General features: G+C 67.2%; 29 protein-coding genes and 1 other RNA gene. 13 read left to right on the top strand and 17 right to left on the bottom strand.

Annotated elements, in window-relative coordinates:
- Positions 1-7 precede the first annotated feature (7 nt).
- The gene (locus tag Q9Q79_RS16690; RefSeq protein WP_005410924.1) at positions 8-2,035 is read right to left on the bottom strand and encodes a sodium-translocating pyrophosphatase; all 2,028 of its coding nucleotides are present in this window, start codon (positions 2,033-2,035) and stop codon (positions 8-10) included.
- Positions 2,036-2,389: 354 nt separating this feature from the next.
- Here Q9Q79_RS16690 and Q9Q79_RS16685 point away from each other — a divergent pair, with 354 nt between their 5' ends.
- Positions 2,390-2,893 (top strand): hypothetical protein, encoded by a 504-nt coding sequence (locus Q9Q79_RS16685; protein ID WP_005410923.1) that lies wholly within the window; start codon positions 2,390-2,392, stop codon positions 2,891-2,893.
- Positions 2,894-2,965: 72 nt separating this feature from the next.
- Here Q9Q79_RS16685 and Q9Q79_RS16680 read toward each other — a convergent pair whose 3' ends face one another.
- Together Q9Q79_RS16680 and Q9Q79_RS16675 are read right to left on the bottom strand one after the other, a co-directional pair.
- A complete protein-coding gene (locus Q9Q79_RS16680) occupies positions 2,966-3,355 on the bottom strand; it encodes a DUF488 family protein (protein ID WP_065184001.1) in 390 nt (129 codons plus the stop codon).
- A 118-nt stretch (positions 3,356-3,473) separates the two neighbouring features.
- Positions 3,474-4,730, bottom strand: a complete 1,257-nt coding sequence (locus Q9Q79_RS16675) for a 6-phosphofructokinase (protein WP_099527278.1) — start codon at positions 4,728-4,730, stop codon at positions 3,474-3,476.
- Positions 4,731-4,866: 136 nt separating this feature from the next.
- On the opposite strand from Q9Q79_RS16675, the gene Q9Q79_RS16670 reads away from it, so the two are divergent.
- The 3 genes from Q9Q79_RS16670 (at position 4,867) to Q9Q79_RS16660 (ending at position 7,700) form a co-directional block, all read left to right on the top strand.
- Positions 4,867-5,430, top strand: coding sequence for an adenylate kinase (locus Q9Q79_RS16670; RefSeq protein ID WP_005410920.1), 564 nt, complete (start codon positions 4,867-4,869; stop codon positions 5,428-5,430).
- 330 nt (positions 5,431-5,760) lie between these two features.
- A complete protein-coding gene (gene mpl, locus Q9Q79_RS16665; RefSeq protein WP_043034072.1) occupies positions 5,761-7,125 on the top strand; it encodes a UDP-N-acetylmuramate:L-alanyl-gamma-D-glutamyl-meso-diaminopimelate ligase in 1,365 nt (454 codons plus the stop codon).
- Complete coding sequence (locus Q9Q79_RS16660) at positions 7,122-7,700, top strand: LON peptidase substrate-binding domain-containing protein (protein WP_012481182.1); 579 nt, start codon at positions 7,122-7,124, stop codon at positions 7,698-7,700. Before mpl ends, Q9Q79_RS16660 begins: the two co-directional genes overlap by 4 nt.
- A gap of 150 nt (positions 7,701-7,850) precedes the next feature.
- Here the strand turns inward: Q9Q79_RS16660 and Q9Q79_RS16655 are convergent, their stop codons facing one another.
- Entirely contained in the window at positions 7,851-9,848 is a 1,998-nt protein-coding gene (locus Q9Q79_RS16655; protein WP_012481181.1) for a bifunctional DedA family/phosphatase PAP2 family protein, read from the bottom strand.
- 85 nt (positions 9,849-9,933) lie between these two features.
- On the opposite strand from Q9Q79_RS16655, the gene Q9Q79_RS16650 reads away from it, so the two are divergent.
- Both Q9Q79_RS16650 and Q9Q79_RS16645 read left to right on the top strand, forming a co-directional pair.
- Positions 9,934-10,596 (top strand): serine/threonine-protein kinase, encoded by a 663-nt coding sequence (locus tag Q9Q79_RS16650; RefSeq protein WP_201862301.1) that lies wholly within the window; start codon positions 9,934-9,936, stop codon positions 10,594-10,596.
- Positions 10,593-11,099, top strand: a complete 507-nt coding sequence (locus Q9Q79_RS16645) for a DUF2867 domain-containing protein (RefSeq protein ID WP_024957119.1) — start codon at positions 10,593-10,595, stop codon at positions 11,097-11,099. Before Q9Q79_RS16650 ends, Q9Q79_RS16645 begins: the two co-directional genes overlap by 4 nt.
- A gap of 51 nt (positions 11,100-11,150) precedes the next feature.
- Here Q9Q79_RS16645 and Q9Q79_RS16640 read toward each other — a convergent pair whose 3' ends face one another.
- A complete protein-coding gene (locus tag Q9Q79_RS16640; RefSeq protein ID WP_201862299.1) occupies positions 11,151-11,834 on the bottom strand; it encodes a hypothetical protein in 684 nt (227 codons plus the stop codon).
- Between the two features lie 108 nt (positions 11,835-11,942).
- Here Q9Q79_RS16640 and Q9Q79_RS16635 point away from each other — a divergent pair, with 108 nt between their 5' ends.
- Together Q9Q79_RS16635 and Q9Q79_RS16630 are read left to right on the top strand one after the other, a co-directional pair.
- The gene (locus tag Q9Q79_RS16635; RefSeq protein WP_005410913.1) at positions 11,943-12,761 is read left to right on the top strand and encodes an NAD(P)-dependent oxidoreductase; all 819 of its coding nucleotides are present in this window, start codon (positions 11,943-11,945) and stop codon (positions 12,759-12,761) included.
- A 93-nt stretch (positions 12,762-12,854) separates the two neighbouring features.
- Complete coding sequence (locus Q9Q79_RS16630; protein ID WP_201862297.1) at positions 12,855-13,847, top strand: YiiG family protein; 993 nt, start codon at positions 12,855-12,857, stop codon at positions 13,845-13,847.
- A 55-nt stretch (positions 13,848-13,902) separates the two neighbouring features.
- Here the strand turns inward: Q9Q79_RS16630 and Q9Q79_RS16625 are convergent, their stop codons facing one another.
- Positions 13,903-14,775, bottom strand: a complete 873-nt coding sequence (locus tag Q9Q79_RS16625; protein ID WP_005410911.1) for an ion transporter — start codon at positions 14,773-14,775, stop codon at positions 13,903-13,905.
- Between the two features lie 63 nt (positions 14,776-14,838).
- Here Q9Q79_RS16625 and Q9Q79_RS16620 point away from each other — a divergent pair, with 63 nt between their 5' ends.
- Complete coding sequence (locus Q9Q79_RS16620; protein WP_005414378.1) at positions 14,839-16,065, top strand: acetylornithine transaminase; 1,227 nt, start codon at positions 14,839-14,841, stop codon at positions 16,063-16,065.
- 53 nt (positions 16,066-16,118) lie between these two features.
- Here the strand turns inward: Q9Q79_RS16620 and Q9Q79_RS16615 are convergent, their stop codons facing one another.
- On the bottom strand, positions 16,119-16,721 hold the full coding sequence (locus Q9Q79_RS16615) for an HAD-IA family hydrolase (RefSeq protein WP_065183997.1): 603 nt from the start codon (positions 16,719-16,721) through the stop codon (positions 16,119-16,121).
- A gap of 122 nt (positions 16,722-16,843) precedes the next feature.
- Here Q9Q79_RS16615 and azu point away from each other — a divergent pair, with 122 nt between their 5' ends.
- Positions 16,844-17,293: an azurin gene (gene azu / locus Q9Q79_RS16610; RefSeq protein WP_005410908.1), complete on the top strand. Its 450-nt coding sequence runs from the start codon at positions 16,844-16,846 to the stop codon at positions 17,291-17,293.
- A gap of 72 nt (positions 17,294-17,365) precedes the next feature.
- Here azu and hemL read toward each other — a convergent pair whose 3' ends face one another.
- Together hemL and thiE are read right to left on the bottom strand one after the other, a co-directional pair.
- Positions 17,366-18,655, bottom strand: coding sequence for a glutamate-1-semialdehyde 2,1-aminomutase (gene hemL / locus Q9Q79_RS16605; RefSeq protein ID WP_049450502.1), 1,290 nt, complete (start codon positions 18,653-18,655; stop codon positions 17,366-17,368).
- Positions 18,656-18,671: 16 nt separating this feature from the next.
- The gene (gene thiE / locus Q9Q79_RS16600; protein ID WP_099472593.1) at positions 18,672-19,298 is read right to left on the bottom strand and encodes a thiamine phosphate synthase; all 627 of its coding nucleotides are present in this window, start codon (positions 19,296-19,298) and stop codon (positions 18,672-18,674) included.
- Positions 19,299-19,332: 34 nt separating this feature from the next.
- Between thiE and Q9Q79_RS16595 the strand changes: the two genes are divergently transcribed.
- Positions 19,333-19,557, top strand: coding sequence for a rubredoxin (locus Q9Q79_RS16595; protein ID WP_005410905.1), 225 nt, complete (start codon positions 19,333-19,335; stop codon positions 19,555-19,557).
- A 78-nt stretch (positions 19,558-19,635) separates the two neighbouring features.
- Here the strand turns inward: Q9Q79_RS16595 and Q9Q79_RS16590 are convergent, their stop codons facing one another.
- From Q9Q79_RS16590 to Q9Q79_RS16555, 8 genes are all read right to left on the bottom strand, one after another.
- A complete protein-coding gene (locus Q9Q79_RS16590; protein WP_005410904.1) occupies positions 19,636-20,481 on the bottom strand; it encodes a SirB1 family protein in 846 nt (281 codons plus the stop codon).
- A 144-nt stretch (positions 20,482-20,625) separates the two neighbouring features.
- Positions 20,626-21,069 (bottom strand): DUF192 domain-containing protein, encoded by a 444-nt coding sequence (locus tag Q9Q79_RS16585; protein WP_005410903.1) that lies wholly within the window; start codon positions 21,067-21,069, stop codon positions 20,626-20,628.
- A gap of 21 nt (positions 21,070-21,090) precedes the next feature.
- Positions 21,091-21,738, bottom strand: coding sequence for a ribose-5-phosphate isomerase RpiA (gene rpiA, locus Q9Q79_RS16580; protein ID WP_005410902.1), 648 nt, complete (start codon positions 21,736-21,738; stop codon positions 21,091-21,093).
- A gap of 22 nt (positions 21,739-21,760) precedes the next feature.
- Positions 21,761-22,240 carry an EVE domain-containing protein gene (locus Q9Q79_RS16575; protein ID WP_005410901.1) on the bottom strand — a complete coding sequence of 160 codons (480 nt, stop codon included), beginning with the start codon at positions 22,238-22,240 and terminating at the stop codon, positions 21,761-21,763.
- The gene (locus Q9Q79_RS16570; protein ID WP_201863968.1) at positions 22,237-22,830 is read right to left on the bottom strand and encodes a 5-formyltetrahydrofolate cyclo-ligase; all 594 of its coding nucleotides are present in this window, start codon (positions 22,828-22,830) and stop codon (positions 22,237-22,239) included. Before Q9Q79_RS16570 ends, Q9Q79_RS16575 begins: the two co-directional genes overlap by 4 nt.
- A gap of 84 nt (positions 22,831-22,914) precedes the next feature.
- A non-coding RNA gene (gene ssrS / locus Q9Q79_RS16565) (6S RNA) lies at positions 22,915-23,100 on the bottom strand.
- Between the two features lie 97 nt (positions 23,101-23,197).
- Positions 23,198-23,494 carry a cell division protein ZapA gene (locus Q9Q79_RS16560; RefSeq protein ID WP_006467013.1) on the bottom strand — a complete coding sequence of 99 codons (297 nt, stop codon included), beginning with the start codon at positions 23,492-23,494 and terminating at the stop codon, positions 23,198-23,200.
- On the bottom strand, positions 23,491-23,712 hold the full coding sequence (locus Q9Q79_RS16555; RefSeq protein ID WP_043034082.1) for a TIGR02449 family protein: 222 nt from the start codon (positions 23,710-23,712) through the stop codon (positions 23,491-23,493). The genes Q9Q79_RS16560 and Q9Q79_RS16555 overlap by 4 nt, the downstream gene beginning before the upstream one ends.
- A 153-nt stretch (positions 23,713-23,865) precedes the next feature.
- Here Q9Q79_RS16555 and Q9Q79_RS16550 point away from each other — a divergent pair, with 153 nt between their 5' ends.
- Positions 23,866-24,414, top strand: coding sequence for a YecA family protein (locus tag Q9Q79_RS16550; RefSeq protein ID WP_005410897.1), 549 nt, complete (start codon positions 23,866-23,868; stop codon positions 24,412-24,414).
- A 5-nt stretch (positions 24,415-24,419) separates the two neighbouring features.
- The gene (locus Q9Q79_RS16545) at positions 24,420-25,742 is read left to right on the top strand and encodes an aminopeptidase P N-terminal domain-containing protein (RefSeq protein WP_087944448.1); all 1,323 of its coding nucleotides are present in this window, start codon (positions 24,420-24,422) and stop codon (positions 25,740-25,742) included.
- Positions 25,743-26,083: the final 341 nt, after the last annotated feature.

Below are 26,083 nucleotides of genomic sequence, written 5' to 3'. Positions count from 1 at the left end.
CGTGGATCTACAGCAACGGCACCAGCAGCAGCGCGACGATGTTGATGATCTTGATCAGCGGATTGATCGCCGGGCCGGCCGTGTCCTTGTACGGGTCACCGACGGTATCGCCGGTCACCGCAGCCTTGTGCGCCTCGCTGCCCTTGCCGCCGAAGTGGCCATCTTCGATGTACTTCTTGGCGTTGTCCCAGGCGCCACCGCCGGTGGTCATCGAAATGGCCACGAACAGGCCGGTCACGATCGTGCCGATCAGCAGGCCACCCAGTGCGCGTGGCCCCAGCAGCAGGCCGACCACCACCGGCACCGCCACCGGCAGCAGCGAGGGCACGATCATTTCGCGGATCGCCGAGCGGGTCAGCATGTCCACCGCCTTGTCGTACTGCGGCTTGCCGGTGCCCTGCATGATGCCGGGGATCTCGCGGAACTGGCGACGTACTTCCTCCACCACCGCACCCGCCGCGCGGCCGACCGCTTCCATCGCCATCGCACCGAACAGGTAGGGAATCAGGCCGCCGATCAGCAGGCCGATGATCACCGTGTGGTCGCTGAGGTCGAAGCGGAATTCCTGCCCCGGATGTGCAGCCTGCAGGTTGTGCGTGTAGTCCGCGAACAGCACCAATGCGGCCAGTGCGGCCGAACCGATCGCATAGCCCTTGGTCACCGCCTTGGTGGTGTTGCCAACCGCATCCAGTGGATCGGTGATGTCGCGGATCTCCGAGGGCAGCTCGGCCATCTCGGCAATCCCACCGGCGTTGTCGGTGATCGGCCCGTAGGCATCGAGAGCGACGATCATGCCGGCCATCGACAGCATCGCGGTGGCGGCGATGGCGATGCCGTACAGCCCGCCCAGCGCGAACGCGCCCCAGATCGCCGCACACACGGCCACCACCGGCAGCGCGGTGGACTTCATCGAGATGCCGAGGCCGGCGATGATGTTGGTGCCATGGCCGGTGGTCGAGGCCTGCGCCACGTGCTGCACCGGCTTGTACTGGGTGCCGGTGTAGTACTCGGTGATCCACACGATCAGCCCGGTCAGGACCAGGCCGATCAACGCGCAACCGTACAGGGCCATCGGCCCATGTACGTTGTCACCCATCAGGCCGGTAGTGATCGGGTAGAAGGCGATGGCGGCCAGCACGCCGGAGACGATCACGCCCTTGTACAGCGCGCCCATGATCGAGCCGCCAGGCTTCACTTTCACGAACAGCGCGCCGATGATCGAGGCGATGATCGATACGCCGCCCAGCACCAGCGGATACAGCACCGCATTGGCGCCTGCCTCGGCCAGCATCAGGCTGCCCAGCAGCATCGTTGCGATGACGGTCACCGCGTAGGTTTCGAACAGATCGGCGGCCATGCCGGCGCAGTCGCCCACATTGTCACCCACGTTGTCCGCGATCACCGCCGGGTTGCGAGGGTCGTCCTCGGGAATGCCGGCTTCCACCTTGCCGACCAGATCGGCGCCGACGTCGGCACCCTTGGTGAAGATGCCACCTCCCAGCCGCGCGAAGATCGAGATCAGCGACGAGCCGAAGGCCAGGCCGACCAGCGCATGCAGCGCCTGTTCCATCGGCAGGCCCATGCGCAGCAGCAGCGCGTAGTAACCGGCCACGCCCAGCAGGCCGAGGCCGACCACCAGCATGCCGGTGATGGCGCCGCCGCGGAAGGCGACGTCCATTGCGGCGCTGATGCCGTGGCGTGCAGCTTCGGCAGTGCGCACGTTGGCGCGTACCGACACGTTCATGCCGATGTAGCCGGCCGCGCCGGACAGTACCGCGCCGACCGCGAAGCCGATCGCGGTGTACCAGCTGAGGAACACACCGACCAGCACGAACAGCACCACACCGGCCACGCCGATGGTCAGGTACTGGCGGTTGAGATAGGCACGCGCACCTTCCTGGATCGCCGTGGCGATCGCGATCATGCGTTCATTGCCGGTGGGTTGGCGCAGGATCCAGCGCGCCGAGACGATTCCGAACAGGATCGCGAGAATGGCGCAGCCCAGCGCCAATGACAGCCCGTGACGTTCCAGCATTAGACCCCTCCGCAGAATGGATGTAGGCATCCAGTGGCGATGAACGGCACCACGAGGGGGACGACGGGCTGCAGCCTGGAACCAACCCGTACCGACCTTGGCGGTCGTCCGACGTATGGCGGTGTTCAGCATTCCCTGGTGCCCGCAGTATGCGTGCCGCCACTTGTAGAGTCGAGCCGTACTCGACTGGCTTCTACTAGCCGCGCCTCCTGAACCTGTGGGTGCCCTCAGGATGGAAGGCATCGCCATGCGCGCGGGCCCTGTCGCCGGGCCAGGGGCACGAGAGTCACAGGCCTTTGCACCCCGTTAAGCCAAGCTCTGCAAGCCTGCGCTCAGTCCTGTAGGAGATCTCCCATGCGCCTGTCCCTGTTGATGCTTGCCGCCCTGGTCCCGGCTGTACCAGCACTCGCCGCGGAAACCCCGGAGCTACAGCGCGCCGTGGGCGCTCCGCAGGCGGTAGGCGCGGTGCATACGCTGCGGCAGATCCCCGAGGCCTGTGCGCGCCTGGAAGGCGCCTTCACCGGGCAGGCGGCCGAGCCGTACCGCTTCTCTGCGGTGCGTACCAGTGAGCAGTGCCAGCCGCGCGCGCGCTTCGTCGACTACGCCAAGGCGCAGCCAAGTGCCGACAAGGGCTGGAAGCTCAATGATGTGATCCGCGTGCCCAGCGCAGCATGCCCGGCACAGCAGGCGGTGGTGCGCGTGTGGCGCCTGCCGTCGACCAACAAGGTCGAGCTGGACGGTCAGGGCCAGTCGCGCATCTATCTGGAGGAAGCGAAGAAGCAGGCCGCTGCCGGCCAGATTCCGCAGGTGACGATGTTCGCCGCGCAGCTGCAGATGGAAGGCAAGGCCTGCAACTGAAATTGCCTGGGCGGTGTACCCAAGCGGTCATCCACGGGTAGTGCCGGCCGCTGGCCGGCAACCCTGCAATCATCACTCGGCCAGCGTCGCCCCGCGCGCCGCCAGCAGCTCGCGCAGGGCCTTGCGATGGCAGTGCGCCTCATCCTCGCAGTAGCACCCCACGCTGATGTCGCTGTGCTGCGACAGTGCGGCAAGCAGGTCCAGTGCATGGGCGGCATCGGGCGCTTTCATCTCGGCCTTGTAGTGGCGGAAGAACGCGGTCCAGTCGGCGGCCGTCTTCGCCTCATGCGCCCGCTTCACCAGTTCCGCGCTGGGTGACAGGGTCGGGAACCAGACGTCGTACCAGTCCTGTCGGGCGAACTCGCTGCGCGGAACGCCGCGCGGCGGCCGCCGCACGGTGCCGATGCGCAGGCCCTCGCCAGGCACGCGCGGCGTACCGAGTCGAACAACACGCAATGCCATGGTGTTCCTCCATTAAAAGGGGACGGAGGGGATTAAGTCGTATCCGACCCACTGCTGACGCTGTTGGAGATGACAGAGGGGCGTATGCGACTTAATCCCCTCCGTCCCCTTTTTCGGGTCAGCCCTCGAACGGCGGCAGCTTCTGCTTCACCGCCACGTTCTTCAGGGTGACGTATTTCGGCAGGCCGTCGGCGCCATACGGCAGCGGCGCTTCGCCCTTGATCAGCGGCGACAGGTAGGCCCGCGCCCTGGCGGTGATGCCGAAGCCGTCGCGGCGGATGAAGCCGGCGGGCATCTTCTTTTCATGGTTGGCGATCTTCGACAGTGGCGCCGCTTCGATCTTCCAGCGGTAGGGCGCATCGCTGCTGCGCACGATCACCGGCATCACGCCGTTCTGGCCCTTCAGCGCCAGCTGCACGGCGGCCTTGCCGACCGCCTGCGCCTGCTCCCAGTCGGTCCTGCTGGCCAGGTGCCGGGCCGAGCGCTGCAGGTAGTCGGGCAGCGCCCAGTGCACCTTCAGGCCCAGCTGGTCCTTGACCCGGCCGGCCAGGTGCGCGGCCACGCCGCCCAGCTGCGAGTGGCCGAACGAGTCCTTGCCGCCGCCAGCGTCAGCGACGAAGCGGCCATCGGCGGTGGCGATGCCCTCCGACGCCACCACCACGCAATAGCCGACGCGCTCGACCACCGCTTTCACCTTGGCCAGGAACACCGCCTCGTCATAGGCGCGTTCGGGCAGCAGGATGATGTGCGGCGCTTCGTCATCGCCGTTGCCGGCAAGGCCAGCGGCCGCGGCCAGCCAGCCGGCGTGGCGGCCCATCGCCTCGTAGATGAAGACGCGGGTGGAGGTCTCGGCCATCGCCGCCACGTCCAGCGCCGCCTCGCGTACCGACACCGCAGTGTACTTGGCCGCCGAGCCGAAGCCGGGGCAGGTGTCGGTCACCGCCAGGTCGTTGTCGATGGTCTTGGGCACGCCGATGCAGGTCAGGTCGTAGCCGGAGGCTTTGGCCAGCTGCGAGACCTTCAGCGCGGTATCGGCCGAGTCGTTGCCGCCGTTGTAGAGGAACCAGCGCACGTCGTGCGCGCGCAGCACCTCCAGCAGGCGGTCGTAGCGGGCGCGGTCGGCGTCCAGCGATTTCAGCTTGACCCGGCAGGAGCCGAACGCGCCGCCCGGGGTGTGGGCGAGGGCGCGGATGGCCGCAGCGCTCTCCTTGTTGGTGTCGATCAGTTCCTCGCGCAGCGCGCCGAGGATGCCGTTGCGCGCGGCCAGGACCTTGATGCCCTTGGCCCGGGCCTGCTCGATCACCGCCGCCGCCGTGGCGTTGATGACCGCGGTGACACCACCGGATTGGGCGTAGAGGAGAGTACCGTTGCGCATGCGTCTACCTGCTCGGGGGAAAGGACATTGCAGGGACATTACCCGGATGCGGTAAAGTGGCGCTATTGCGGTGCAGCGATACCGGTCCGTCCGGGACGCGAACCTTCTTTGTTTTCAACACGTTGGAGTCAGGTCAATGCGATTGGTTCTGTTGGGACCGCCCGGTTCGGGCAAGGGGACACAGGCGACGCGCCTGAAGGAAAAGCTGGGGATCGCCCACATTTCGACCGGTGACATGCTGCGCGCGGAAATCGCCGCGGGCACGGAGCTGGGCAAGCAGGCCAAGACGGTGATGGATGCCGGCAACCTGGTGTCGGATGACATCCTGCTGGGCATGCTGGAGTCGCGCCTGACCCAGCCCGATGTCGCCAAGGGCTTCATTCTTGATGGTTATCCGCGCAATGTGGCCCAGGCCAATGCGATGGACGGCCTGCTGGCCAAGATCGGCCAGCCGCTGGATGCCGTGGTGCAGCTGGACGTGGCCACCGAGCTGCTGGTCGAGCGCATCGCCGGTCGTGCCAAGGAACAGGGCCGCGCCGACGACACGCCGGAAGCGGTGCGCCAGCGCCTGCAGGTCTACAACGACCAGACCGCCCCGGTGGTCGACTTCTACGCCGGCCGTGGCACCCTGGCCCGCGTCGATGGCGTCGGTGAGCTGGACGAGATCGAAGCCCGCATCCTGGCGGCGATCAAGGCCTGATCCGGCGGGGGCCGGCCTGTTGCCGGCCCTTCGGGCGCAAAAAAACACAGGCCTGGTCCGTGAGGATCAGGCCTGTGTCGTTTGACAGGCGCCAGCGAAGGGCTTGCTCAGGGCCCCGCAGCATGAGCTCCCTTGGGGATGGCCTCTTGGGGAGTAGGACCGGTTCGGGTACTGCGGCTGGCAGTTCGAATTGTGTCCGGGTTCACAGAACATCGCTATCGGGAATTCCCTGACAGGTGATTGGAGTTTTCTCACATCCCGTGTAGGACTTGTCTTACCCGGGGGCGGACATTGGCCCTATACAGCCGTCATCGGTCACAATCCTCGGTCATGAGCAGCGTACATATCCTTGCAATCGCCGGCACCTTCATGGGCGGCGTGGCCGCCCTGGCGCGGGAACTGGGCCATACGGTCAGCGGCAGCGACCAGGCCATCTATCCGCCAATGTCGACCCAGCTCGAGCAGCTGGGCATCGCCCTGGACCAGGGCTACCGCGCCGACAGCGTGCCGGCCGGCACCGATGACGTGGTGATCGGCAACGCCCTCTCGCGCGGCAATGCCGCCGTTGAGGCCGTGCTCGACGGCGGCCAGCGCTACATTTCGGGAGCGCAATGGCTGTCCGAACAGGTACTGCCGGGTCGCGACACCCTGGCCGTGGCAGGTACCCATGGCAAGACCACCACCACCACCATCCTCACCTGGCTGCTGGAAAGCGCCGGTCGTTCGCCCGGTTTCCTGATCGGCGGCGTCGCCGAGGATTTCGGCGTCTCCGCCCGGCTGGGCCAGGGCCGCGAGTTCGTGGTCGAGGCCGACGAGTACGACACCGCGTTCTTCGACAAGCGCAGCAAGTTCGTGCACTACCGGCCGCTGGTGGCCATCCTCAACAACCTTGAATACGACCACGCCGACATCTTCCCGGACGTGGCCGCGATCCAGCGCCAGTTCCACCACCTGGTGCGCACGGTGCCGGCGCGTGGCCGACTGATCGTCAACGGCGAGGACCCGCATCTGGCCGAAGTGCTGGCGATGGGCTGCTGGACCCCGGTCGAGCGCTTCGGCTTCGACCCGTCGCTGGAATGGCATGCCGAGCTGCTGGCCGCCGATGGCAGCGCCTTCCGCGTGCACCACCGCGGGCAGGCAATGGGCGATGTGCACTGGTCGTTGCTGGGCCGCCACAACGTGCTCAACGGCCTGGCTGCGCTGGCTGCCGCACATGCGGTGGGCGTGGCGCCGGCCGACGTGATTCCTGCGCTGGCGCGCTTCCGCAGCGTCAAGCGCCGCATGGAAGTGATCGGCCGCCATGACGGCATCACCATCTACGACGATTTCGCCCATCACCCGACCGCGATCGCCACCACGCTGGAAGGCTTGCGTGCCAAGGTGGGTGACGCGCGCATCGTGGTCGCGATGGAGCCGCGCAGCAATTCGATGCGGCTGGGCGCTCACGCGCAGGCGCTGGCCCCGTCGCTGGCGTTGGCTGACGAGGTGGTGTTCCTGCATCGCCCGGAACTGGCCTGGGATGCGGCCGCGGTGATCGCCGCGGTGCGCGGCGAAGCGCACGCGGTGCCCGATACCGACGCGCTGCTGGCGCAGCTGCAGGCCAGCGCGCGCAGCGGCGACCACGTGGTGTTCATGTCCAATGGGGGCTTCGACGGCGCACCGCGTCGCTTCCTCGCCGCGCTGCAGGCCCGATGAGCAGCGACACGTCACTGCCGCTGTTTCCGCTGCACACCACGCTGGTGCCGGGTGCAGCGGTCGGGCTGCGCGTGTTCGAGCGGCGGTACCTGGATCTGGTCCGCGACAGCGGCCGCAGTGGCGAGGGCTTCGGTGTCTGCCTGATCCTCGACGGCCAGGAAGTGGGAGCCCCGGCGACACCGGCAGCGTATGGCGTGCAGGTACGCATCGAAGACTTCGATGTCGGCGCCGACGGCGTGCTGCAGTTGCGCCTGCGAGGCACCCGCCGCTTCCATGTCGAGCGCACCCGCGTACGCGACAACGGCCTGGTGGTGGCCGACGTGCGCTGGTGCGACGAAGACCCCGACGATGAGCTGCGGCCGCAGCATGCGCTGCTGGCCACGGTGCTGGGGCACATCATCGAGCAGGCCGGTGAGGCCTATGCGCCGGCCAATCCGGCGTTGCTGGACCAGGCCAGCTGGGTTGGCTGGCGGCTGGCCGAACTGCTGCCGCTGAGCGAGCAGCAGCGCCTGCAGCTGCTGCAGATGGACGACCCGCACCAGCGGTTGCAGCAGTTGCTGGGCTGGATGCCGTAGCAGCCTGCTTTGGGTGGGTGTGCACCTTGGTGCACACGCTGGTGCATGCGGGGAATGTCATCCACGCATGGCGTGGATCTACTCCGCCGGGCATGGTTCGGCGCTACCTGTCCGTGTTGCGGCAGCGCCGGGTCATGCCCGGCGGCCTCCTCAGGGCGTGGTGGTCTTCAACCGCAGCACCGGCAATCCGGTTTCGCTGTGCACGTCCTCGCGCTGCGGCAGGTCCTGCACGGCGTCCTTCACCGCGTTCAACGCCGGGTCGACGCCACGCAGCGGGTGCCACATGCCGATCCACTCGAAGTGGCGTTCGTAACGCAGGGTCTGTGCACTGCCCAGCCACAGCGGCGTGTTGCCCGCCTGCAGCTGCGCGGGTGCCGGCCACAGGCGCAGCACATAGCGTTCGTCCGGCTTCGCACCCTGGCGCACCATCAGCAGTGCTTCCACGCGGGTGTCCAGCGTCGCCGGCAGCACCGGCAGTTCATCGGCGCCGGTGTTCTTGTCCAGCATCAGCAGCGCCTGCTGCCAGCCGGCCTGTTCCTGCCGCTTCCAGCCACGCGCTTCCAGCTGCGCCTGCAGCGGTGCCAATGGCCCGGCCACCTGCACGTCCAGCGGCCAGCGCTGGTCGTCGTCGAACTCGTTGCGGCGCGCCGGCAGCGTGGCCCAGTCGTGCTGCCACCAGGCCTGCATGTCCATCGCCTGCGGGGCCGGCAGGGTCGGTTCGAAGCGTTCCAGCTTCACCGGGATGTTGCGCGGTGCGTACCACATCGCCGCCACGGCGAAGACGCCGTAGAACAGCCAGGCCACCGGCTTCACCCAGAACGAGCGGTTGAAGCGGCGGCGATAGGCGATGCCCAGCACCAGCAGCCAGAACGTGCCGAACAGCATGCCGCCGATCACGTCGCTCAGCCAATGCGCGCCCAGGTACAGGCGCGAGAAGCCGATCAGGCTGACCACGATGCCCGAGACCAGGTACGGCCAGACGCGGGTGCGGCCGGGCATCTCGCGTGCGATCAGCACCGCGAAGAAGCCGAAGGTGATGGTGGCCATGGTCACCGACACCGACGGGAAGCCGAAGCCGCTGCTGGCGTCGATCGGGCGCACCACATCCACGGTGGCGCCCAGCAGCATGGTCAGCGCCAGGCCGAAGGCCAGTGCCGCCAGCCAGTGCGCAGCGGCCATCCAGCGTCGGCGCCAGATCAGATAGCCCATCGCCGCGGCGGTGGCCGGCAGCAGGACCTGCCAGGCCCCGAGCGACGCCAGCGCAGCCATCGGGTAGTCGGCCAGCGGATTGCGCAGCGCCAGCATGGCCTGGTGCACCAGCAGGTCGATCGCCAGCGGCTCGCCGTGTGCGACCACCACGGTCAACAGCGCGAACCAGCCCCAGCCCAGCAGGAGCAGCATCAGCGCCAGCATCGCCAGCGGCACCGATTCGCGCCGCTTCGGGTCCAGCACGCCAACGGTGTAGCGGCCCAGCGTCGGGTGGCGGTTGGACCAGTCCAGCAGGCGTGCCAGCCAGTTGTCCATGCGTGCGGCCGACCAGCGGTAGCCGTACAGCACGATAGCCCAGACCAGGCCAAGGATCACCGCCAGCAGGCCGACCACCACCACCAGCCGCCCGGCCACAGCAGCCACCGCGTCGTACGCTTCGCCGAGGATCCAGCCCGGCGCCAGGAACAGCACCGCCCAGGAAATGCTGGCGATGCCGCTGGCCTGCACGTAGCGGCTGGCGGGCATCTTCATCATGCCGGCGATGGCCGGCACGAACGGGCGGATCGCGCCGACGTAGCGTGCCACCAGGATGCTCTTGAAGGCATTGCGGCGGAACAGGTTTTCGCCGCGGTCGAGCAGCTGCGGGTAACGGCTGAACGGCCACACGCCGCGCAGGCGGTCGCCCCAGCGGCGGCCGATCCAGTAACTGATGCCATCGCCGGCAAACGCACCCAATGCCGCAGCCGCCACCGCGTACGGCCCGGAGATCTGGCCCAGGCCAATGAACACGCCCACCGCGAACAGCAGTGGCAGCGCCGGCACGATGGCGCCAAGAATGATGACCGCATCGCAGAAGGCGATGAGGAAGATAACGGCGCCCGCCAGCACGGGGTGAGCGGCAATCCACGCGAGCGTGGCGTCGATCCATGAAGAGTCCATTGCCCGATTATAGGGGCGTGAAGGTGACTGGTTCCCAGCCGCTTCGTGACCGTTTGCAACCGGCGCCATCGCCTAGAATGGAGTCATGCCGCATACGCCAGACGCTCCCCACCGTGCTTTGAAGGCCGACAGTTTCGGTCAGATCCTTCTGGTTGAAGGGCCCGATGGCCCGTTCGTACGCCGCGATCTGGGGGCCACGCCGCTGTGGCTGCGGTTGCCCGCGTGGTGGCTTGCACGTCGCGAAGCACGCGCGCTGCGCCATATCCATGGCATGGCCGATGTGCCGCAGCTGCTGGCCTGGGATGGCCGCCACCTCGACCGCAGCTTCATGGCCGGCGATGCCATGTACCAGCGTCCGCCGCGCGGCGATCTGGCCTGGTTCCGCGCCGCGCGTCGCCTGCTGCAGCAGCTGCATCGCAATGGCGTGGCCCACAACGACCTGGCCAAGGAAGCCAACTGGCTGGTCACTGAAGATGGACGACCGGCGCTGATCGACTTCCAGCTGGCGGTGATCGGCAACCCGCGCTCGCGCTGGATGCGGCTGCTGGCCCGCGAGGACCTGCGCCACCTGCTCAAGCACAAGCGCATGTACTGCCGCGAATCACTCACCCCGGTGGAGAAGCGCTTGCTCAAGCGTACGTCGTGGGTGCGCGAGCTGTGGTTCGCCACCGGCAAGCCGGTCTACCGCTTCGTCACCCGCCGCATCCTGCACTGGGAAGACAACGAGGGGCAGGGACCGAAGCCGTGAGTGCATCGCAGGTGATGAGCGCGCCGCCGAGCGCGGGCAGCGTGCTTCGAACTCAGCTGCCCGGTGCGGATTTCGTGCATGCGTGCCATGCGACCACCCGTCGTGATGGGCGCTCGGCCTTGCAGGCCTATCGCGACATGGCCGCGAGCATTCCCGGTTGGTTCGATGGTCTGATGGCGCTGCGCAACCACGGCATGCGCCTGCTTGGGATGAAGCACCTTGGCTCATTGCGTGCGGTGCAGGACACCGACGATCCGGCCGCCGGCCAGCGGCTGGGCATCTTCACCCTGCAGTCGCTGGATGACGACGCCATCGTGCTGGAAGACGATGATCGCCACCTGCGCGTACAGCTGGCCCTGCAATGGCAGGGCGATGTGCTGGAAGTGGTGACGGTGGTGCATACGCATAACGCGTTCGGGCGCCTCTACATGCTGCCGGTCGCGCCCGTGCACAGGTTGATCGTGCCGCATCTGCTGCAGAAGCAGGTGCAGGCGTACCGATGATTCGACACTGCGCTCGCCGGGCCATGCCAGGCGACACGCGGCGTTTCCGGATTACGGCGTCGCCGGCACCACCTGCTGGCCGATGAAGTTGCGTTTGGCATCGAAGTCATAGGCGATCTGCAGCTGGCCCACGTCCGGGCCGGCGTGGCAGTCGCGCAGCGGTGTGCGGTACAGCAGGCGGATCCCGCCGCCCTCCAGCGGTGTCGCTCCGGCCGATTGCGCCGGCGCGAATGGCGTGGCCTGCGGGTTGGCCTTCAACAGCTCCTGCACGGCCGGGTCGGCACGCAGCGTGTCGTCCAGCTGTACGGCATCCACATCGATGCGCTTGCCGCTGGCGTCGACCAGGCGGGTGCCTTCGTTGGTGTTGGCCCGGAAGGGATACTCGACCGTGGCAATGCCCAGCCCCTCGTTCTCATGCCAGGCGGTCACATACGCCAGTTCCCCGGCGCTGGACAGTTGCTCGGCCGCGGTGATCGCCTCGGCGCTTGCTCCCCCCGCTCGCATCGCATCGCGCAGGCAATCCCGGGTGGCGGCATTCTCGCCCTGGCGGCATGCGTTCAGATCGCCATCCCAGACCACGGCCTCGCTCCAGCGCATCTTGCCGTCGGCGGCTGCCTTCTCCGCGCTGGGCGCGTCACCGGCGGGCGGCTCCTTGCCGGGTTCCGGCGAACGGCCCTGGCAGGCAGTCAGCAGGGCAAGCCCCAGGGCAGGCAGCAACAGGCGGGAACGGCGCATGGCGTGGACCTCGTGCGTTGGCTGGAGGCCCGAGTATCGTCAAGGCCGGGTGAACTCCGCGTCGGCGCGGCATACTAGCGGCTCATTGCATACGCTGGAGTGTGGAACGTGGGCAGTCTGCAGGGCAAAACGCTTTTCATCACCGGAGCCTCGCGTGGGATCGGCCTGGCCATCGCACTGCGCGCTGCGCGCGACGGCGCCAACGTGGCCATTGCGGCCAAGTCGTCGGTGCCGAATCCGAAGCTGCCGGGCACCATCCATACCGCGGCCGAAGCGGTGACGGCGGCAGGCGGGCAGGGCCTGGCCCTGAAGTGCGACATCCGCGAGGAAGAGCAGGTGCACGCGGCGGTTGCGGCCACGGTCGATACCTTCGGTGGCATCGACATCCTGGTCAACAACGCCAGCGCGATCTGGCTGCGCGGTACGCTGGATACGCCGATGAAGCGTTTCGACCTGATGCAGCAGGTCAATGCGCGCGGCAGTTTCCTGTGCGCGCAGGCCTGCCTGCCGTACCTGCTGCAGGCGCCGAATCCGCACATCCTCACCCTTGCACCGCCGCCCAGCCTGGAGCCGAAGTGGTGGGCACCGCATACCGGCTACACGCTGGCGAAGATGGGCATGAGCTTCGTTACCCTGGGCCTGGCCGCGGAATTCGGCCCGCAGGGCGTGGCGGTGAATGCGCTGTGGCCGCGCACGGTCATCGCCACCGATGCGATCAACATGATCCCGGGCGTGGATGCGGCCGGCTGCCGCACGCCGCAGATCATGGCTGACGCCGCGCATGCGGTGCTGGTGCGCGAAGCGGCGGGCTTCCATGGCCAGTTCCTGATCGACGATGACGTGCTGGCGCAGGCGGGTATCACCGATCTTTCGGGCTACGCAGTGGATCCATCGCGTCCGTTGCTGCCGGATCTGTTCCTGGATTGATCGTACGTCGCCGGAAGAGGCCGAGGGCTGCGACCTTCGGCCTGCTGCGCTAGAATGTGCGGCTGTAATCGTTTTCAACAGGGATGTGAACACATGTCACGCACTCTTTCCGTCGCGGCGCTGGCCGCTTCGCTGTCGTTGATCCTGGCCGCCTGCGGTGGCAAAGCACCCGCCGCTGCGGGCGGCGCCGCTGCATCCGGCACGCCGGACGCCAGCGCGGCGCCGTCCGACCCGCAGCAGCAGTTGACCGCCAAGCTCAACGCCTACATCGGCTGCTTCAACGCGCTTGATTCGAAGACCCACGGCAGCATCGAGTCCTATACGCGCTGGATCAAGGATGTCGCCGCCGGCCCGACCGGTCGCGAGACACAGGTGTACGGTCCGTTCGAGATCAGCGATTACGACATGAAGCAGTGCGATGCCCCCGTGACCGAGGCGATCGCTGCCAAGCCAGTGCTGGCCGAACTCGATGCTGCTGCTGGCCACTACCAGCAGGCGCTGAAGGCACTGGTGCCGATCAGCAAGGACGCGCACGACTACTACGATCGCCAGGACTACGAAGACGACCAGTTCGCCAAGGGCAAGCAGCTGCACGCGCCCCTGATGGTCGCCTTCAAGGATTTCGTGGCTGCCAGCGAAACGTTCAATGCCGAGCTGGAGCGCCAGAACGACGCCGCCCAGCGCGAGCAGCTCAAGGCACTGGAGCAGGCCGAGGGTCGCACGCGCGAGTACTACCGCCTGGCGATGATGCTGGAAGCCAAGGCCATCATGGATCTGATGAGCGAGGATGATTTCGATCAGGCCAAGGCCCGCGAGCGTCTGGATGCGTTCAACCGCATTTCCGACGAAGCACATGCGAAGGTGGCTGATCAGGAACCGGGCAAGCTGGACTGGAACAGCTTCGAGCGTGAGGCCGAGAACTTCCGTCGGGAAGGCAAGGCGCGGCTGCAGCGCGTCAGCGAGAAAGAGCCTTACACCGATTTCGAACGACGCATGCTTGATTCGCCGTCGATGGCGCCGCGTGGATCGGCCAGCAAGCTGATGCAGGAATACAACACGCTCGTTTTCCAGAGCAACCGCCAGTAGTGCTCCCGCTCATGGCGTGATCAGCGTGCGCCGGTGTACATCGCCGGCGCTCGCATCAATGACTGAACGCATCCGGCAGCTTGCCGCCGCACTTGCGGCAGTGCAGTGCATCCGGTTCATGGCCTTCCAGCCCACAGTCCGGGCAGCCACGCGCATCGCGGCGTGCGGCCTGCTCGGCTTCACGCATGGTGCTGGCCAGTTCGGCGGTGTAGATGCCGGTGGGCACGGCGATGATGCTGTAGCCGATCAGGATCAGCACCGAGGTGACGAAGCGGCCGAGCACGGTCTGCGGCACGATATCGCCGAAGCCGACCGTGGCCATGGTCACCACCGCCCAGTACATGCTGGCCGGGATGTTGGTGAAACCGTGTTCGGGGCCCTCGATCACGTACATCAGCGCACCGGCGATGATGGTGATGGTGATCACCGTGAACAGGAACACCAGCACCTTGCGCCGGCTGCGCCACAGCGACGTCATCAGGACGCCGCTTTCCTCGATGTAGCGGGTCAGCTTCAGGATGCGGAACACCCGCAGGATGCGCAGCGCGCGCACCACCAGCAGGCTCTGCGCGCCGGGGATGAACATCGACAGGTAGGCGGGCAGGATCGACAGCAGGTCGATGATGCCCCAGATGCTCACTGCATACCGCAGGGGGCGCTTGACCACCGCCAGCCGCAGCAGGTACTCGGCGGTGAAGATGATCGTGAATCCCCATTCCAGGATGTACAGGCCGGTGGACCATTCGGCATGCAGGTGCTGCACGCTGTCGATCATCACCACCAGGATGCTGGCGACGATCGCCACCACCAGGATCAGGTCGAAATTGCGCGAAGGGCGGGTGTCATGGCGGTAGATGATGTCGAACCACCGACGGCGCCAGCCGGTCTCGGTGGCGGGGTTGAGCTGGGGGGCGGAAAACGGTCGCATGGGCGCATTGTGCCGCAGGGGTTCCGGCGCGAGAATGGGCGTTCCTGAACCCTGCCGACTGCCATGACCGCCGCGACCGATCCGCTGATCTCCCTTTCGCACTATTACCTGCCGGTCTACAAGCCCCGCCAGGTGGTACTGGAGCGAGGCCAGGGCGCCCGCGTATGGGACAGCCAGGGCCGTGAGTTCATCGACCTGGCTGCCGGCATCGCCGTGTGCGGCCTGGGCCACAACGATCCGGACCTGGTGGCCGCGCTGGTCGAGCAGGCCGGCAAGCTCTGGCACACCAGCAACGTGTTCTACAGCGCACCGCCGCTGCACCTGGCCGAGGAACTGGTGAAGGCCAGTCGCTTCGCCGAGCGGGTGTTCCTGTGCAACTCCGGCGCCGAAGCCAACGAAGTGGCGATCAAGATGGTCCGCAAGTGGGCCTCCAGCCAGGGCCGCCCGGCCGACAAGCGCGTCATCATCACCTTCCGTGGCAGCTTCCACGGCCGCACCATGGGCGCGGTGACCGCTACCGCGCAGCCGAAGTACCAGGAAGGCTACGAGCCGCTGCCGGGTGGCTTCCGCTACATCGATTTCAACGACGAAGTGCAGCTGGAAACCGCGATGGCCGCCGGTGACGTGGCGGCGGTGATGCTGGAGCCGATCCAGGGCGAGGGCGGTGTGATGCCGGCCAAGTCCGGCTTCCTCAAGCGCGTGCGCGAACTGTGCGACCAGCACGACGCGCTGCTGGTGCTGGACGAGATCCAGGCCGGCATGGGCCGCACCGGCACGCTGTTCGCGCACTGGCAGGACGACGTGGTGCCGGACATGGTCACCCTGGCCAAGGCACTGGGTGGCGGCTTCCCGATCGGTGCGATGCTGGCCGGCCCGAAGGTGGCCGAGACCATGCAGTTTGGCGCGCACGGCACCACCTTCGGTGGCAACCCGCTGGCCGCTGCGGTGGCCCGCGTGGCGCTGCGCAAGCTGGCCTCGTCGGAGATCGCCGCCAACGTCAGCCGCCAGTCGAAGGCGCTGCGCGATGGCTTCGCGCGCATCAACGAAGAGTTCGGCGTGTTCAGCGAGGTGCGTGGTCGCGGCCTGATGCTGGGTGCGGTGCTGAGCAAGGACTTCGCCGGCCAGGCTGGTGCGATCCTCGACCACGCTGCCGGGCAGGGGCTGCTGACCCTGCAGGCCGGCCCGGACGTGCTGCGCTTCGTGCCGTCGCTGAACATCACCGACGAAGAAGTGGCCGAAGGCCTGAAGCGCCTGCGCGCGGCAATTGCCGCGTTCATCGCCGCGCGCTGACGCCCTGGCGTCGGGGTCGGATCCCTCTCCTGCGGAGAGGGCTCTGACCCCGATCAGCCCACCGCGTAACGCTTCAACACCTTGCCCAGCCCACGGCCATCGCGCACGGTTTCCGCGTGCAGGCCGGCGGCGCGTGCGCCGCGCACGTTGGCGAACAGATCATCGACGAACAGCGTGCGGGCAGGTGCCACGTCCAGTGCTTCCAGCGTGCGCAGGAACACCGCGGGCGCCGGTTTGCGCAGGCCGAACTCCGCGCTGCAGAACACGCGCTCATGCAGGGCCGGGAACAGTTCAGGTAGCAGAGTGGGCAAGGCCTGCTGCATCAGTGCGCCATTGTTGGTCAGCACCGCCATCGGCAGCTGCAGGGCCTGCAGCCGCTGCAGCACGGCCGGCTGTGGATGACTGGCGGCCTGTCGCGCCGCGATCCACGTGTGTACATCAACGGTGCGGCCCAGCTGTGTGCTCAGCTGCGCCAGATAGGCCGGGCCATCCAGCGTGCCATTGTCATGTGCCGCTTCCAGCCCGCTGTCGTACAGCGCGGCCTGCACGGTTTCCGGCGCGACATCCAGCGCCTGTGCCAGATGCAGCACGCGCTGCGCGCGCTGGTACTGCACCAGCACGCCATCCACATCCAGCAGCAACAGATCGATCCGCATCGGCCGAGCATGCCATCGCGGTGGATGCGCGGAAACCCTGGAGTGCGCGTGCGACAGACGGTCGCAGACGCGGCCACAGGGGGCTGCCTAGAATGGCGCTTGAATCCGCAGGAGATGCAACGATGAAGGCTTGGATGGTGGCAGTGGGACTGGGCGCGCTGATGCTGGCGCCGTCGGCGATGGCGCGGGTGTGTGCGGTCAGCATCGACAGCACCGACCAGATGAGCTTCAGCAGCCGCGAGATCAAGGTCGCCGCCGACTGCACCGCCGTGGACCTGACCCTGCGCCACACCGGCAAGCTGGCTGTCACCGCGATGGGTCACAACTGGGTGCTGACCCGTACCGCCGATTACCAGCCGGTGGCGATGGCGGGCATGCGCATGACCCTGGCCGACAGCTACCTGCCGAAGGCCGACAAGCGCGTGCTGGCGCACACCAAGGTGATCGGCGGTGGCGAGACCACGCGCGTGCGCTTCTCCACCCAGGGCCTGCAGAAGGGCGGTGACTACACCTTCTTCTGCTCGTTCCCCGGCCACTTCGCGATGATGAAGGGCAAGTTCGTCTTCGGTTGAAAAAAAGGGGACGGAGGGGATTAAGTCGTTTGTGCACAAACGACTTAATCCCCTCCGTCCCCTTTTTTGCGATCAGCCCTTGGCGGCCCTGAACGCCACGCGTGCTGCGGCCAGCGTCGCCTCGATCACGGCATCGTCGTGGGCGCTGGACAGGAAGCCGGCCTCGTACGCCGACGGGGCCAGGAACACGCCCTGCTCCAGCATCGCGTGGAAGAAGCGGTTGAACGCCGGAATGTCACAGGCGGTGGCCTGCGCATAGGTCTCCACCTTCTCGCTGGTGAAGAACAGCCCGAACATCGCACCCACGCAGGTGGTGGTCACGGCCACACCGGCGTCGGCGGCGGCCGCTTCCAGACCCGCACACAGGCGTGCGGTGCGCTCGGCCAGGTCGGCATGGAAACCCGGCTGCTGGACCAGCTCCAGCATCGCCAGGCCGGCAGCCATTGCCACCGGATTGCCGCTCAGCGTGCCGGCCTGGTAGATCGGGCCGGCCGGTGCGATCTGCTGCATCAGCTCGCGGCGACCACCATAGGCACCCACCGGCATGCCACCGCCGATGATCTTGCCGAAAGTGGTCAGGTCCGGGGTGATGCCGTAATGCGCCTGCGCACCGCCGAGGGCAACACGGAAGCCGGTCATCACTTCGTCGAAGATCAGCAGCGCGCCATGCTTCGTGCACAGCGCACGCAGGTGTTGCAGGTAGCCCTCGCGCGGCGGGATGCAGTTGGCGTTGCCGACCACCGGTTCGATGATCAGGCCGGCGATGTCGTCACCCTGCTGTTCGAACAGGGCGGTGGCCGCTTCGAAGTCGTTGTAGGGCAGGGTCAGGGTCAGTTCGCTCAGGCCGGCCGGGACGCCCGGCGAGGTCGGCACGCCCAGGGTCAGCATGCCGCTGCCGGCCTTGACCAGGAACGAGTCGCCGTGGCCGTGGTAGCAGCCTTCGAACTTGACGATGCGGTTGCGGCCGGTGGCGCCACGCGCCAGGCGGATCGCCGACAGCGTGGCCTCGGTGCCGGAGTTGACCATGCGCACCATCTCGCACGATGGCACCAGGCGGGTGATGGTCTCGGCCATGGTGACTTCGGCCGCGCACGGCGCACCGAAGGACAGGCCATTGTCGATCGCCTTCTTCACCGCCTGGCGCACGGCCGGGTGGTTGTGGCCGACGATCATCGGGCCCCAGGAACCGACGTAGTCGATGTAGCGGTTGCCATCGACGTCGTACAGGTAGGCGCCATCGGCGCGTTCAACGAAGAACGGCTCGCCGCCGACCGACTTGAACGCACGTACCGGCGAATTGACGCCGCCCGGCAGCAGCTGCTGGGCACGGGAGAACAGGGCGTGGGACTGGTCGTGGTTCATGGGGCTTTCCTGGGCATTACGCGAACTGGGCGAGATAGGCGCGCTGGGTCGCGACCGGGTCCGATGCGGCATAGATACCGCTGACCACGGCCACCAGATCGGCGCCGGCGTCGATGATGGGACCGACATTGTCCGGCGTCAGGCCGCCGATCGCCACCCGCGGCACGCCGAGTGCGGCGCTTTGCCGCAGCAGGTCGGCGTGGGCGCGGCTGCTGGTGACCTTGGTGGTGGTCGGGAAGAAGGCGCCGAAGGCCACATAGCTGGCGCCGGCCGCCACGGCCTTCTCTGCATTGGCCAGCTGGTCGTAGCAGGAGGCGCCGATGATGGCCTCGGCACCGAGCAGCGCGCGCGCGCTGGGGATGTCCCCGTCGGTGCCGCCCAGATGCACGCCGGCCGCGCCCACGGCCTTGGCCAGCACCGGATCGTCGTTGACGATCAGCGGCACGCCGTGGGCGGCGCACAGGCCTTGCAGGGCCGCCGCCTGTTCCTGCCGCAGCGCGTCGCTGGCGGTCTTGTTGCGGTACTGCAGCCAGGTGGCACCCGCGGCCAGCAGCGGCGCGGTACGGGCCAGCAGGCGCGCGGTATCGGGCTCGTCCGGGGTGATCAGGTAGACGCCGCGGGGCGCCGGGGAAGCAGAAGTCATCGATGGCTACCGGTGCGTGGGCTGCAATGGGACAATGGCCGCCCGTGAATCCAGCCCCGATTATCCGATGAGCGACGCCAGCCCCACCACCCTGCGAACCTGGATGTGCGTGGTCTGCGGCTTTCTGTACAGCGAAGCGGAAGGCTTGCCGGAGGAGGGTATTGAGCCCGGGACGCGTTGGGAGGACATTCCCGAGACCTGGACCTGTCCGGACTGCGGGGTGACCAAGGCCGATTTCGAGATGGTCGAGGTCGATTGACCGGCGGGCCACCCGGCCCATCCTGTGGGTGAGGACCGTTGGGGTGGGTGTGGACCGTTGGTCCACACACCGACACCCTCAATGCAGCCGCGGCACCGGCCCGCCGAGGTCGATCAGCTTCTCGCGCAGCCACTGCGCATCGCTGGCCTCGGGATTGCGCTTCAGGTACTGCCCCAGGTCATGGCGGGCACCGGCCAGATACTCCAGTTGCAGGTACGCCAGGCCGCGGTCGCGCAGCGCGTCGTCCTGCTCGGGCGCCAGTTTCAGCAGGCGGTCGGCACTGCGTGCGGCACGATCCCATTCACCGGCTTCGGCGTAGACACCATGCAGGTTGCGCAGCATGCGCATCAGGATCGCGCGCGCCGGCGCCGGGTCGAGGATCTGCGCCAGCACCTGGTCATCGGGCATCTGTCCGCCCAGGTGTGACTTGGCGCGTTCGCGCAGTTCGTCCACGTCCAGTGGCCGGCCACCGTTGAACGGGTCCATCACCAGCACGCCGTCGTCCACCGGCAAGCGCACCAGGAAGTGGCCGGGGAAGGACACGCCATCCAACGGTATGCCGAGCCGGCGCGCGACTTCCATCTGCACCAGCGCCAACGAGATCGGATTGCCCAGGCGCCGCTCGAACACCTGGTTGAGGTAGCTGTTGCGCGGGTCGTAATACTCGTCGTGGTCGCCGCTGTAGCCCAGCTCGTCGAACAGGTGGCGGTTGATCGCCGCCATTTTCAGTGGGCTGTTGTCGATGCTCTCCACTTCCGAACGGAGGTGGTCGACATGGCTCTGGATCAGCGCGTCGTAGGTGGACGGCTGCAGATCGGGGTATTCATCGCGCGCGATCAGCAGCGCGGTCGGCAACAAGGGCAGCGCCTCGTCTTCGAGGTCGGCCAGTGCATCCCAGTCGGGGAGTGTGATCCGGTCCTGCATGACCACAGACTGGCGTCATTCGCAGGCGGTTTCAAGCGGTGCCGCGTGAAAAATCCGGGGGTCAGATCCCTTTCGCGTGCGAAAGGGAGCTGACCCCTGCAGGGTTGCCGGCCAGCGGTCGGCACTACCGCGGGCAGAACCCTGTTACTCGATGCCTGGGCCGAACTTCAGCTCCGTGCCGTCCTTCAGCTTGAGCTTCTCGGCCTGGCCGGCGTTGAGCTCCAGCACGTAACGTGCCGGGCCACCGCTGGGGTAGGGCGGGCACATGTCGCCGGCCGAGCACGGCGGCACATCACGCTGCTGGCTGACCAGCTTGCGCTGGCTGTCGAAGTACAGGATGTCCAGCGCGATCCTGGTGTTCTTCATCCAGTACGCCTGCATTTCCTCGCGGTCGTGGATGAACAGCATGCCGTGGTCGGCCGCCATCTGGTCGCGGAACATCAGACCGCGTGCGCGGGTTTCATCGTTGGTGGCCAGCTCGACCTGGTAGCGGGCGCCATCCAGTTCGACCCAGTGGCGGGCCGCGTCGGTGGCGCAGCCAGCCAGGGCCAGCAGCGGGAGCATCAGCAGCGAACGCAACAGCGACATCGTCAGGATCCTTCGAAAGGGTCAGAGCACGACCGGCGGCTCGCCGCCGACGATCACCACATCGGCGCGGCGGCGTGCGAACAGGCCAACGCAGACCACGCCCGGCAGCTGGTTGAGCTCGCGCTCCAGCTTTTCCGGATCGGTGATCTGCAGGTTGTGGATGTCCAGGATCTGGTTGCCGTTGTCGGTGACCACGCCTTCACGCCAGGTCGGCTGGCCGCCGGTCATGTCGCGGATCTGGCGGGCGACCAGGCTGCGCGCCATCGGGATCACTTCCACCGGCAGCGGGAACCTGCCCAGCACCGGCACCTGCTTGCTCGGGTCGATGATGCAGATGAAGCGCTCGCTGGCCTCGGCGATGATCTTCTCGCGGGTCAGCGCGGCGCCGCCGCCCTTGATCAGGCACTTGTTGGCGTCGCACTCATCGGCGCCGTCCACGTACAGCGACAGGTTGCCGCTGTGGTTCAGCTCGATCACCTCGATGCCGTGCTGCTTCAGGCGCGCGGTGCTCTGCTCGGAGCTGGAAACAGCGCCCTTGATGCGGTGCTGGATGCGGGCCAGGGCATCGATGAAATAGGCCACGGTGGAACCGGTGCCGACACCGACGATCATGCCGTCTTCAACGTACTCGATGGCTTTCTCGGCGGCCAGGCGCTTGGCTTCGGACATGGGAGAACTCTCAGGCAGGGAATCAGGATTTCTTTTCCAGCGACAGCAGCAGCTTCCACTGCGCGGCGGTCACCGGGAACACCGACAGGCGGTTGCCCTTGGCAACCAGCGGGAAGCCCTCGCCGAGTTCTTCGGCGTGCAGCTTGATCTCGTCCAGCGCGATCACCTGCTTGAGCTTGCGGTCGAAGGCCACGTCCACCAGCATCCAGCGCGGGTTTTCGCGCGTGCTCTTGGGGTCGTGGTAGTCGGATTTCGGATCGAACTGGGTGTCGTCCGGGTAGGCCGTACTGGCCACCGTGGCCAGGCCGACGATGCCCGGCACCTTGGTATTGGAGTGGTAGAACAGGATGCCGTCGCCCACCTGCATGCCATCGCGCATGAAGTTGCGCGCCTGGTAGTTGCGCACCCCGTTCCAGGGTTCGACCTTGACCTTGGCCAGGTCATCGATGGAGAAGGCGTCCGGTTCGGACTTCATCAGCCAGTAGCGCTTGCGGGCGGTCATGCGTTCACGGGGGCAGCGGAGGGGAACAGGGTGCCGTCTTCGGTGCAGATCGCATCCACCGGCACGTCCCACGACGCCACCGGCAAGGACTCGACCTGCTGCACCGCGAACGCAGCACCGACCAGCCAGGGCGGCGCCGGCCGGTCGTGGCGGAAGGCGAAGCTGCGATCATACCAGCCGCCCCCCATGCCCAGCCGCCGGCACTGCGTGTCGAAACCCACCAGCGGGGCCACCACCAGCGCCATCTGTGCTGGTTCCAGTGTGTCTTCCAGCGCCACGTCCGGCTCGGGAATGCCGTAGCGGTTGCTGGTCAGCGGCTGCCCCGGCCGCCACGGCGCGAAGCGCAGCACGTCGCCGGCCAGCATCGGCAGGCAGTAGGTGAGGCCTTCGGGCAACTGCAACTGCCAGCGGTGCAGGGCGATCTCGCCATCCAGCGCCCAGTAGCCGGCCACGGCGCCTTCGCGCGGGGCGAACGGCAGGGCGAGCAGGGCATCGGCAAGCGATTCGGCGGCGGCGATGCGCTCAGTGGCGGAAAGGTCGCGGCGGCGTTGCCGCAGGTCGTGGCGCAGGGCCTGGCGCGGGTCGGTCATGGCAGCGTGCGGCGGGGGAACAGCCGCCATTGTGCCGGAAAGAACAAGGGCGACGCCCGAAGACGCCGCCCTTGCTGGAATATTGCATTCTCCGCAATGTCGATGCATGCGAAACGACCTTGAACCCGGGGGCTCAAGTGGGAACGCTGGAGAACCATCGGGCTTCCCGCTGCAAGGCGGACCTGCACTCCCGGCGCTGTCGCGCTCCCGGTGTCGTTCTTAAGGGACAAGGCGAATGTTTGCACATGCCGTCGAGTACCGCAGAGAACGCGTGGCCATTATAGCCAGCACGCAGGATCTGGATAGGCCGTTCGTCGGCAACAGTCCGTGCCAATTCAGATATGAGAAGACGCGTTTTGCACGATCTTCAGGCGCCGCCGTCGATGGCGCGGTCCAGGCGCCGGTTCAGGTCGGCCAGCGTCTGCTGCAGCGCCACCGCCTGGCGGGCGTTCTCGTCGCGCAGCAGCTGTAGTTCGTGGGCCAGGTTCAACGCGGCCAACACGGCGACGCGATCGACCGCGGCCATGCGGTTGCTGCCGCGGATCTCACGCATGCGCGCGTCCAGCAGGCGCGCGGCGGCCATCAGGCTGTCACGTTCATCGCCGCCGACGCCCACGGTGTATTCACGATCGAGGATGCGGACACTGACCGGTTCGGCGCTCATGTGTGCTGCTCCAGGGATTTGAGCCGGCTGATCATCGCTTCCACCCGCGAGCGTGCCTGCTCATTCTTGGCCAGCAGCGTCGAACGCTCGGCCACCAGCTGTTCCTGCTGGTGGCGCAGGCTGCGGTTCTCCTCGGCCAGGCGCTGGTTGCGGTCAAGCAACGCTTCCACGCGGGCAGCGAAGTCCTGCAGCTGGGCAAGGGGATCGGCGGGTTCCATGCGGGCACGATAGGCAAGCCGGGTAAGGGCGGTCAAGCGTTGTCGCAGCAAGGCTGGACGGCTGCGGAGAGGATGCCGTCGGGTTGCTACACTACGGGGTCTCACGGGCGCGCGCGTGCGCGCCCCGGGTTTCCTTTCCGAACGAGCCGCACGATGACCGAACTTCCCTCCGTCGACGACGTTACCCGCGCCAGCCAGGCGTTGGGCCTGGGCGCCACCGCTGCCGAGCTGCACGGCGCGCTGTGCGGCTGGCTGGCTGCCGGCGGTGCCCCCGGCAACGACTGGCCGGCGCGCGTGCTGGCCGACGACAACCTGCCGCCGGTGGCTGCCGACAGCGTGCTGGGGCAGCTGCTGCAGGCCACCATCAAGCAGCTGGAAGACCGCGACTTCGCCTTCGAGCTGCTGCTGACCGACGGCGACGATGTATCCGCGCAGGCCGATGCCATGTTCAGCTGGACCCGTTCCTTCCTGGGCGGCTTCGGCCTGGGCAGCGGCGGCCGCCGCCCGACCCTGTCCGAAGAGGGCGAGGAAGCGCTGACCGACATGGCCAGCCTGGCGCGTGCCTCCAGCGAGGATTTCGAGGCCGGTGGCGATGATGACGACGAAGCCCTGTCGGAGATCGAGGAATTCATCCGCGTGGCGGTGCTCCTGCTGCACGGCGACGTGGTGCTGGCCTCGCGCCATCGTCAGCGCCTGAACTGATGGACATCAAGCAGCGCACCGGCATTGCCGCCGGCGAGTACAAGCGTCGTCGCCGCCAGCTGATGGACATGGCCGGCGAGGATGCGATCCTGGTGCTGCCGGCCGCGGCCGAGAAGGTGCGCAGCCTCGATACCCATTATCCGTTCCGGCAGGATTCGGATTTCCAGTACCTGAGCGGCTTCCCGGAGCCGGAAGCAGTGCTGGTACTGATCCCGGGCCGACGCCACGGCGAGGCCATCCTGTTCTGCCGCGAGCGCGATGCCGAACGCGAAGCCTGGGACGGCAGCCGCGCCGGCCAGGAAGGCGCGGTGGCGCAGTACGGCATGGACGATGCCTACCCGATCGATGATCTGGACGATATCCTGCCGGGCCTGCTTGAAGGCCGTTCGCGCGTCTACTACCACTTCGGCCGGGATGCCGACTTCGACCTGAAGCTGATCGGCTGGGTCAACCGCGTGCGTTCGCAGGTGCGCCACGGTGCGCAGCCGCCGCACGAGTTCCTCGAACTGGGCCACCTGCTGCACGAGCAGCGCCTGTTCAAGTCCGGTGCCGAAGTGGCGTTGATGCACCACGCCGCGCAGATCAGCGTGCGTGCGCATCTGGCCGCGATGAAGGCCGCCAGGGCCGGCATCCACGAGTACGAACTGCAGGCGGAGCTGGAACGCGTGTTCCGCGCCAACGACGCCGTGCCGGCCTATTGCAGCATCGTCGGTGCCGGCCGCAACGGCTGCATCCTGCATTACCGCGACAACAACGCGCGTTCGCGCGACGGCGAGCTGGTGCTGATCGACGCCGGTGCCGAGTACCGTGGCTACGCCAGTGACATCACCCGCACGTTCCCGGTGAATGGCCGCTTCAGCGCCGAGCAGCGTGCACTGCACGACCTGGTCGGCGATGCGCAGGCCGCTGCGTTGGCCCAGGCCAGGCCGGGCGTGCCGTACGAAGCCGGTCACCTCGCCGCAGTGCAGACCCTGACCGAGGGCCTGCTGCGGCTGGGCCTGCTGAAGGGCACGCTGGAAAAGAACCTGGCCGAAGGCCTGTACCAGCGCTTCTACCGGCACAAGACCGGGCACTGGATCGGCATGGACGTGCACGACGTGGGCGACTACCGCCTGGCCGGTGACTCGCGTCTGCTGGAGCCGGGCATGGCGTTCACCATCGAGCCGGGGTTGTACATCGGCGTGGATGACACGACGGTGGAACCGCGCTGGCGCGGTATCGGCATCCGTACCGAGGATGACGTGCTGATCACCGATGACGGCCATCGCGTGCTGACCGAAGGCCTGGCGCGCAGCGCCGACGAGATTGAAGCGGTGATGGCGGGGTAAGGGGTGTTCTGCAGGGCTTGCAGCCCTGCACCTGCTGCAATCAACGGCAACTGCCAATGCCAGAGCGGCATTCCGTGGGATGGCGGGGCGGTGTGGGTGGTCAGGACACGCCGTAAACCCATCCATGGGGGCTCGATGGCGCCATCCATGGCGCCAACGGTCCTGCCCACCCACACCGCCCCACCCCTGACAGATTCCTGTGGCTGTTGGTGGGTGCCGACCGTTGGTCGGCACATCTGTCAGATATCGAATGAATCATCCACGCATGGCGTGGATCTACGGGCAATTGCGGCTGTTGGTAGGTGTCGACCTTGGTCGACACAGAGCGAGCGCAGCGAGCG

It is taken from the genome of Stenotrophomonas sp. a6 (genome assembly GCF_030913325.1).
Taxonomy (GTDB): domain Bacteria; phylum Pseudomonadota; class Gammaproteobacteria; order Xanthomonadales; family Xanthomonadaceae; genus Stenotrophomonas; species Stenotrophomonas maltophilia.
The sequence above is the reverse complement of the archived record's forward strand: the minus strand, read 5'-3'. Positions and strand labels throughout refer to the sequence as shown.

Coding starts and splice junctions, on each gene's coding strand:
- rpiA (WP_005410902.1), bottom strand. CDS start 21,738: ATGTCCGAAGCCAAGCGCCTGGCCGCCGAGAAAGCCATCGAGTACGTT.
- Q9Q79_RS16680 (WP_065184001.1), bottom strand. CDS start 3,355: ATGGCATTGCGTGTTGTTCGACTCGGTACGCCGCGCGTGCCTGGCGAG.
- Q9Q79_RS16595 (WP_005410905.1), top strand. CDS start 19,333: ATGGCCGCCCGTGAATCCAGCCCCGATTATCCGATGAGCGACGCCAGC.
- Q9Q79_RS16550 (WP_005410897.1), top strand. CDS start 23,866: ATGACCGAACTTCCCTCCGTCGACGACGTTACCCGCGCCAGCCAGGCG.
- Q9Q79_RS16555 (WP_043034082.1), bottom strand. CDS start 23,712: ATGGAACCCGCCGATCCCCTTGCCCAGCTGCAGGACTTCGCTGCCCGC.
- Q9Q79_RS16655 (WP_012481181.1), bottom strand. CDS start 9,848: ATGGACTCTTCATGGATCGACGCCACGCTCGCGTGGATTGCCGCTCAC.
- thiE (WP_099472593.1), bottom strand. CDS start 19,298: ATGACTTCTGCTTCCCCGGCGCCCCGCGGCGTCTACCTGATCACCCCG.
- mpl (WP_043034072.1), top strand. CDS start 5,761: ATGAGCAGCGTACATATCCTTGCAATCGCCGGCACCTTCATGGGCGGC.
- Q9Q79_RS16675 (WP_099527278.1), bottom strand. CDS start 4,730: ATGCGCAACGGTACTCTCCTCTACGCCCAATCCGGTGGTGTCACCGCG.
- Q9Q79_RS16615 (WP_065183997.1), bottom strand. CDS start 16,721: ATGCGGATCGATCTGTTGCTGCTGGATGTGGATGGCGTGCTGGTGCAG.
- Q9Q79_RS16625 (WP_005410911.1), bottom strand. CDS start 14,775: ATGCGACCGTTTTCCGCCCCCCAGCTCAACCCCGCCACCGAGACCGGC.
- Q9Q79_RS16640 (WP_201862299.1), bottom strand. CDS start 11,834: ATGCGCCGTTCCCGCCTGTTGCTGCCTGCCCTGGGGCTTGCCCTGCTG.
- Q9Q79_RS16590 (WP_005410904.1), bottom strand. CDS start 20,481: ATGCAGGACCGGATCACACTCCCCGACTGGGATGCACTGGCCGACCTC.
- Q9Q79_RS16560 (WP_006467013.1), bottom strand. CDS start 23,494: ATGAGCGCCGAACCGGTCAGTGTCCGCATCCTCGATCGTGAATACACC.
- Q9Q79_RS16585 (WP_005410903.1), bottom strand. CDS start 21,069: ATGTCGCTGTTGCGTTCGCTGCTGATGCTCCCGCTGCTGGCCCTGGCT.
- azu (WP_005410908.1), top strand. CDS start 16,844: ATGAAGGCTTGGATGGTGGCAGTGGGACTGGGCGCGCTGATGCTGGCG.
- Q9Q79_RS16685 (WP_005410923.1), top strand. CDS start 2,390: ATGCGCCTGTCCCTGTTGATGCTTGCCGCCCTGGTCCCGGCTGTACCA.
- Q9Q79_RS16690 (WP_005410924.1), bottom strand. CDS start 2,035: ATGCTGGAACGTCACGGGCTGTCATTGGCGCTGGGCTGCGCCATTCTC.
- Q9Q79_RS16620 (WP_005414378.1), top strand. CDS start 14,839: ATGACCGCCGCGACCGATCCGCTGATCTCCCTTTCGCACTATTACCTG.
- Q9Q79_RS16630 (WP_201862297.1), top strand. CDS start 12,855: ATGTCACGCACTCTTTCCGTCGCGGCGCTGGCCGCTTCGCTGTCGTTG.
- Q9Q79_RS16670 (WP_005410920.1), top strand. CDS start 4,867: ATGCGATTGGTTCTGTTGGGACCGCCCGGTTCGGGCAAGGGGACACAG.
- Q9Q79_RS16570 (WP_201863968.1), bottom strand. CDS start 22,830: ATGACCGACCCGCGCCAGGCCCTGCGCCACGACCTGCGGCAACGCCGC.
- Q9Q79_RS16650 (WP_201862301.1), top strand. CDS start 9,934: ATGCCGCATACGCCAGACGCTCCCCACCGTGCTTTGAAGGCCGACAGT.
- hemL (WP_049450502.1), bottom strand. CDS start 18,655: ATGAACCACGACCAGTCCCACGCCCTGTTCTCCCGTGCCCAGCAGCTG.
- Q9Q79_RS16575 (WP_005410901.1), bottom strand. CDS start 22,240: ATGACCGCCCGCAAGCGCTACTGGCTGATGAAGTCCGAACCGGACGCC.
- Q9Q79_RS16660 (WP_012481182.1), top strand. CDS start 7,122: ATGAGCAGCGACACGTCACTGCCGCTGTTTCCGCTGCACACCACGCTG.